The sequence below is a fragment of the Pontibacterium sp. genome (assembly GCF_041587635.1).
In the GTDB taxonomy this organism is placed as follows: domain Bacteria; phylum Pseudomonadota; class Gammaproteobacteria; order Pseudomonadales; family Balneatricaceae; genus Pontibacterium.
The window spans coordinates 1-6,038 of record NZ_JBFGYC010000224.1; the positions used below are offsets into that span (position 1 = coordinate 1).

At 52.1% G+C, this 6,038-nt stretch carries 6 protein-coding genes and 1 pseudogene; 3 read left to right on the top strand and 4 right to left on the bottom strand.

All coding sequences use genetic code 11. The features are described 5' to 3' along the window. Nucleotides 1-135: 135 nt before the first annotated feature. Complete coding sequence (locus ABYW01_RS11840) at nt 136-687, bottom strand: DUF882 domain-containing protein (RefSeq protein WP_372832911.1); 552 nt, start codon at nt 685-687, stop codon at nt 136-138. A 74-nt stretch (nt 688-761) separates the two neighbouring features. Continuing rightward, the gene (locus ABYW01_RS11845; protein WP_372832912.1) at nt 762-1,757 is read right to left on the bottom strand and encodes a glycosyl transferase family protein; all 996 of its coding nucleotides are present in this window, start codon (nt 1,755-1,757) and stop codon (nt 762-764) included. Between the two features lie 64 nt (nt 1,758-1,821). Between ABYW01_RS11845 and ABYW01_RS11850 the strand changes: the two genes are divergently transcribed. Genes ABYW01_RS11850 through ABYW01_RS11860 form a run of 3 tightly spaced genes read left to right on the top strand, consistent with a single transcriptional unit; the run spans nt 1,822 to nt 4,607 of the window. Continuing rightward, a complete protein-coding gene (locus tag ABYW01_RS11850; RefSeq protein WP_372832913.1) occupies nt 1,822-2,586 on the top strand; it encodes an adenosylcobinamide-GDP ribazoletransferase in 765 nt (254 codons plus the stop codon). A 36-nt stretch (nt 2,587-2,622) separates the two neighbouring features. Next, nucleotides 2,623-3,978, top strand: a complete 1,356-nt coding sequence (gene rlmD / locus ABYW01_RS11855; protein ID WP_372832914.1) for a 23S rRNA (uracil(1939)-C(5))-methyltransferase RlmD — start codon at nt 2,623-2,625, stop codon at nt 3,976-3,978. Between the two features lie 8 nt (nt 3,979-3,986). Beyond that, nucleotides 3,987-4,607 carry an RluA family pseudouridine synthase gene (locus tag ABYW01_RS11860; protein ID WP_372832916.1) on the top strand — a complete coding sequence of 207 codons (621 nt, stop codon included), beginning with the start codon at nt 3,987-3,989 and terminating at the stop codon, nt 4,605-4,607. A 23-nt stretch (nt 4,608-4,630) separates the two neighbouring features. Here the strand turns inward: ABYW01_RS11860 and ABYW01_RS11865 are convergent, their stop codons facing one another. Together ABYW01_RS11865 and ABYW01_RS11870 are read right to left on the bottom strand one after the other, a co-directional pair. Then, on the bottom strand, nt 4,631-5,581 hold the full coding sequence (locus tag ABYW01_RS11865) for a 2-hydroxyacid dehydrogenase (RefSeq protein ID WP_372832918.1): 951 nt from the start codon (nt 5,579-5,581) through the stop codon (nt 4,631-4,633). A 93-nt stretch (nt 5,582-5,674) separates the two neighbouring features. Further along, nucleotides 5,675-6,038 (bottom strand): annotated as a pseudogene (locus ABYW01_RS11870) (hypothetical protein); the annotation flags it as partial.

Here is a 6,038-nt window from a genome sequence, read left to right on the forward strand (position 1 = left end):
ATCGCGGTGTCTGACAAGTTACGTCGGGATTAGATTCGATACGACGGAAGCAATGCAGACAGAAAGCACCTAGAAACAGGTGACTGAAATGCACAAAAAACGGGGCCAGAACGGCCCCGTTTTTTGTAACGAAGATTAGCCCCAGGTACGAACCGGGCCCACATCCACGTGAATAAAGTTACTGCGCTGGTAGTATCCTACTCCGCCCACTTGCAATGAACGCGCCTGACTACCCAACTGCTTCAAGGGCACGCCCGGCAGACGAATATCGATCGCCTTACCCAGCATATGATAGCTGCGCTTCGCGACACTTGAACTTTGCTTACGCAGTTTGGCGTTGGTTTCGGGAGAACGGTATCCAGAGATAACATGAAACTGCTTCTGGATACCAAGATCTTGCTGGAGCAGGTGCAACATATCAAACAATCGCGGATCCATAGCGATGCTGGTATCGCTGCGGTGATCTCGCAACAGATGATTCACTTCAGCCATTACGTCTGGAATGTAGTGACCTTCAGCCCAATAGGTCGCATCCAGGCTTTCACCCGTGTGCAGATTATAGAAGCTTAACTTACGCTCAGGAGAGGCCAAAAACGGTGTCCGAGCACCCAATGCAGATGCGCTGGCTAAACCCAGCGCCGTTCCACTGAGGCTTTTCAAAAAGCCCCGACGACTAATAAGATTCATATAACTCGACTAAAAAACAGACAATTAACAACCGGATCGTCATTATGCATATCTCGACCCGATTTGTACATTTTTCAGCCTACAGAAAACTGATTGATCGTTCGCGAATCCCACATTTTCTCTGCCCGCGTCAACAATACCTGCTGATCGCCAGCCTCACCCAACAACTTCAACAACATAGCGATTGTCGATTTGATCGCCAATACACCATACTCATGCTCAGCCTCCCCACGCCAGACCTGCCCAAGCATTGCGGGATCGAGTTCACCCTCCTTAACAAAACGACGTGGCACGATGCGCGGCCATTCGTTCTCTTCCAGTTCACCCTCTACCACCCATTGCAGAATGCTTTCACCGTCAGGCTTCGCTTCCGCCTCACCGCCATCGCCTTTCACGGTCAGGTTTCGCTCAAACCCCAAAAGCTGCGCCGTTTGCTGATGCATTGGCCCATACGGCGGATGAAAAACACCATCAACACTACACTTGGCATGCAATGGATTCAGCATCCGCGCCAACGTATGCACAGGAGATCGTAAACCCAGAACAGACCGCAACTGGATAATTCGCCCCAAAGGCGGACACATATGATCAATCGACATAAATGCAAAATTCACCCGCGCCAGCTCTGCATCAACACGTAACCAGCTATCACAGCGACTCAACCCAAACTGAGACAGCATATCCTCGGTATAGATGCGCTCAGGCGTAAGACCACGCGCACCATGCATAAAGATACGATAGCCATGGCTCGCCAAACACAGCGCAGCAAGCAAAAACCAAGGATGACGTCGCTTCTTACCCGCATAGCTCGACCAGTCCAGGTCTACCTGCAACCCAGCCGGTGCGGCATAACGCTGTCGTGTTGCATCAGCAAACCCCGCCAACTCTTCAGGCGATTCCTCTTTTACACGTAACAGCATCAAAAAAGCGCCCAACTGTTCCGGTTCGGCCTGACCATCCAGAATCATCCCCATCGCTGCTTCCGCTTCTTCACGGGTCAGCGAGCGAGTGCCTGTTTTTCCTTTACCAAGGATACGTACATACTGCGCGAAAGGATGTTCCTGCTTCATAGACCTGCCTTGAGGATTGCTCTAAAGTTATCGGCCTTCACTATACACCTAAGCGGTAGCTCGAATGAATCTCAGGCATCCAGAAGTGCATCTGTTTTTTAACGCCCTGACATTTTTCACGCGCCTACCCGCTCCAGCATGGGTTGAGTTCTCCGATTCAAAACTCAACCACGCCAGCCGTTACTTCCCCTGGATCGGGCTGATCGTGGGCGCCACCGCTGCGCTGGTATATTTCTTTGGCTGTATGCTATTTCCTCCGGCAATTGCCATCACCTTGTCGATGATCGCAACGGTCTGGCTGACGGGCGGATTCCATGAAGATGGTCTCGCCGATGTCTGCGATGGGTTTGGCGGTGGCTGGGAGAAAACCCAGATACTCACCATCATGAAAGACTCTCGGCTGGGAACCTACGGCGCATTAGGCTTAGTGTTTGCATTATTTATGAAGTTTCAGACACTCAGCCTGATCGAACAACTGATTCCAGCGCTATTATTGGCACATACCCTCAGCCGTTTTGCCGCGATCACGCTCATCTATTCCGACAATTACGTGCAAGAAGATCAGCAAAGCAAAGCAAAACCACTCGCAAACAGAATGTCTCGACGCGAGCTGATGATTGCCGCGATACCGGTATTGTTGTGCCTTATCCCTCTTGGCCCCAAGGTCTGGTTGGTCATTATCCCCGTCTGGCTGATGCGTAACTGGCTATCGCATTTCTATCGCCGCTGGATTGGCGGCTATACCGGCGATTGCCTGGGTGCCACACAGCAACTGTGCGAGCTGACCGTTTATCTCTATTTCTGCCTGCCTTTTATATTGGCAGCCTGATAGAATCCGCGCATCTCTGCGTAATGTGAAGCAATCATGCGAAAACGATCTGCACCCCGGCGTCACCCAGCCAACAAGAAGAAACCCGTTGCCCTCGATGGCGCTCCGATTCAGCTGTCCATTGAGGGACTCAGCCACGAAGGTCGTGGTATCGCCCGCCATAATGGCAAAACGCTGTTTGTTGCCGGGGCCCTGCCCGGTGAAGAGGTTGAAGCGCGAATCACCAAGACGCACCGCCGCTTCGATGAGGCGCAGTGCATCAACGTCATTCAGGCGTCAGAAGATCGCGCAGAACCGATTTGCGAGCACTACGGCGTATGCGGTGGCTGTGACCTGCAACACCTGACACATTCGCGTCAAATCGAAGAGAAACAGCGGATCGTACTGGATCAGCTCGAGCGTTTGGGCAAAATACAGCCGGAAACCACTGAGTCTCCGCTTCGCTCACCCTCGTCTAAATATCGGCGAAGCGCCCGCTTAGGGGTCAACCAGCTACAGCGTGACAACTCCGTTGTTGTTGGATTTCGTCGCCGCGCCAGCAATAAACTGACCCGCATAGACCGCTGCCCAGTATTAAACGATACGCTCAATCAGACGATTCAGCTTCTGCAAAACGCACTAGACCAAGCCGGTCAGGTGCGTGATATTACCCATGCCGAAATATCAATGGGTGACCAAGAAGGGGCTTTGACACTACGAATCAAAAAACGCCCTTCGGACGCACTGCTGGACGCTATCAGCCTGGCCGCAAATCAACTGCACCTCCGCCTGTATCTGGATGACGGCCAAATCACACAGGCCTATACAGATGCAGCAGATCTGCACTACCGATTACCAGACCAAGATATAAAACTCAGCTTTGAGCCCGGTGATTTTCTGCAAGTGAATGCCGGCGTTAACGAGCAGATGATTAGCCGTGCGCTGGAGTGGTTACAGCCAACACCTGACGATCGTATTCTTGACCTGTTCTCGGGTATCGGAAACTTTACGCTTCCCCTGGCACTTAACGCCGGAGAGGTAGTTGGCGTGGAAGGTAGCGATACGATGGTACAGCGTGCCGCGACCAATGCTGAAGCAAATGGCTTAACGAACTGCGCCTTTTACCGTGCCAACCTTAGCAACGACCTGCGTCACCACCGCTGGTTCAATCAAGGTTTCAACAAGATCGTACTGGACCCGCCCCGCACGGGTGCGCTCGAAGCGATTAAACAGCTGGAACACTATCAAGCTGATCAAATCCTGTACGTATCATGTAACCCTTCTGCACTGGCCCGTGACGCAGCAGAGCTGGTTGCGATGGGCTATCGCTTTAGCCGTTTCTGCGTGATGGATATGTTCCCGCAAACGTCCCATGTGGAATCCCTTGCCCTGTTTGAGAAGCCAGAGAAGTAACGCTGTCGATGCCTGAGATTATATTTTCCGATGACCAATTGGTTATCGTAAACAAACCCGCCGACCTGCTGTCCGTACCTGGGCGCGGAGAGGATAAACAAGACTGTGTATGGCGACGGGTACAGCAATCATTCCCCACTGCGCGCATCGTGCACCGACTCGACTACGCAACCTCCGGCTTGATGGTGCTTGCCCTGAATGCCGACAGTCATCGACGTCTAAGCACGGAGTTTCAAGAGAGACGCACGCAAAAATCCTATCAAGCGATCGTTTACGGGACTCTCAGAGAGGAGGCAGGTGAAGTCACCGAACCCCTGCGCTGCGATTGGGATAACCGCCCGCTGCAGATCGTCGATTACGAATACGGGAAAAACGCGCATACGCGCTGGAAAAAACTAAGGGACGAGCCGAATGGCAGCCGGGTACAACTCACTCCGATTACCGGTCGCTCCCATCAACTGCGTGTTCACATGCAGTTCTTAGGCCACCCGATCATCGGAGACCGCTTCTACGCACCTGATGACGCACAAGCCCTCAGCCATCGCTTATTGCTTCACGCAGAACAGCTCGGCTTTAATCATCCGGTAACCGGAGACTGGCAGGACTTTACCGCCCCGGTGCCGTTCTGAGGACGACACCGGAGCCTATTACATCATGCATTCACGACACGTACGCTTTTCCCGGATTTGAATGCCTGAATATTTTCGACAGTCTGATCGATAATACGCTGGCGCGCCTCACGACTCCCCCATGCGGAGTGAGGTGTAATGATCAGATTAGGGATATCATCAGCCAACAGAAGATTACCGTTTACAGGCGGCTCCTGCGTCAGCACATCCGTTGCGGCTCCCGCCAGATGACCAGAGCGTAGCGCGTCAGCCAATGCCTGCTCATTAACCACACCACCGCGCGCCGCATTGATTAACACACTGCCCGGCTTCATCTTTGCCAACGCCACCGTATCAATCAGGTCGAGGGTTTCGTCAGTCAGCGGGCAGTGCAAACTCAGCACATCAACTTCTGCCAGAAACTGATCCATCGGCATACGTCCGGCCTGAGGCTTCCCACCCGGGCGCTGAGCAACCACCACCTTCATTCCAAATGCTTTAGCCAACTCTGCTACCGCACTGCCCAGGTTGCCGTAACCCACAATCCCCAGTGTACGGCCAGACAGTTCTCGTATAGGAAAACCCAGCATACAAAACTGACTCGCCTTGCCCCAGTCTCCAGCCTTAACCGCACGATCATACTGAATAATATTGGTATGCAACGCCAGCATCATCGACAGGACATGCTGAGCCACTGAATCAACTCCGTAAGCAACACAGTTGCAAACCGGGATCGACTTTTCAGCTGCGGCTTGCAGATCGATGTTGTTCGTGCCGGTCGCCACTACACAGATCAACTTAAGATCGGGTGTAGCATCCATCGCGGCGCGACTCACCTTGACCTTATTGGTAATGACAATGTCATATCCGGCGATTCGCTCCTCTACCTGCTCTAAAGCGGTTGCCATATGCAGATCCAGCTGACTGACTTCAGACTGAATAGGCCCCAGATCAAGATCTTCAAGGCTTTCTAAATCCAGAATTACAGCTTTCATCGATGTTCCTTCTTATTTTTGATATCGCCCGTTATCAGAGACAAATAAGGGGCCAAAAGGCCCCTTATTTATTGCAAGTATATGTAAAGAACATCAACCTCTTGGCAGATTGTCTTTCACATCCCACAATATTTCTTCAGCAACCTGAGCTGGTGCATATAAACCATCCTCGGTCAGCACTGTCAGATAAACCCCGCTGCGAGCCCGGTTCAACTTAAGCTGATAGCGGCCGGTAAAGTCGTACGCTTCAGTTTCCTCGTTGAACGTGCCTTCAGGACCATCAACCTGGCTATTAAACACGTAGATGACCTTACCTGCGAACCAGATCTTGAACCCCTCTTCTTTCTGCAGGGCTTCTTGTTCAATCTCTTCCTGACTCATCTGACTCAGACGTTCTCTATCGTCTTCACTCAGTGTCTTAGAGGTATAACGGATCTTTTTCGCATTCTCATCCGGG

What these genes read in the sequence shown, in the direction of transcription:
- ABYW01_RS11865 (WP_372832918.1), bottom strand. Translation starts at nt 5,581, where the DNA reads ATGAAAGCTGTAATTCTGGATTTAGAAAGCCTTGAAGATCTTGATCTG.
- ABYW01_RS11845 (WP_372832912.1), bottom strand. Translation starts at nt 1,757, where the DNA reads ATGAAGCAGGAACATCCTTTCGCGCAGTATGTACGTATCCTTGGTAAA.
- ABYW01_RS11840 (WP_372832911.1), bottom strand. Translation starts at nt 687, where the DNA reads ATGAATCTTATTAGTCGTCGGGGCTTTTTGAAAAGCCTCAGTGGAACG.
- ABYW01_RS11850 (WP_372832913.1), top strand. Translation starts at nt 1,822, where the DNA reads ATGAATCTCAGGCATCCAGAAGTGCATCTGTTTTTTAACGCCCTGACA.
- ABYW01_RS11860 (WP_372832916.1), top strand. Translation starts at nt 3,987, where the DNA reads ATGCCTGAGATTATATTTTCCGATGACCAATTGGTTATCGTAAACAAA.
- rlmD (WP_372832914.1), top strand. Translation starts at nt 2,623, where the DNA reads ATGCGAAAACGATCTGCACCCCGGCGTCACCCAGCCAACAAGAAGAAA.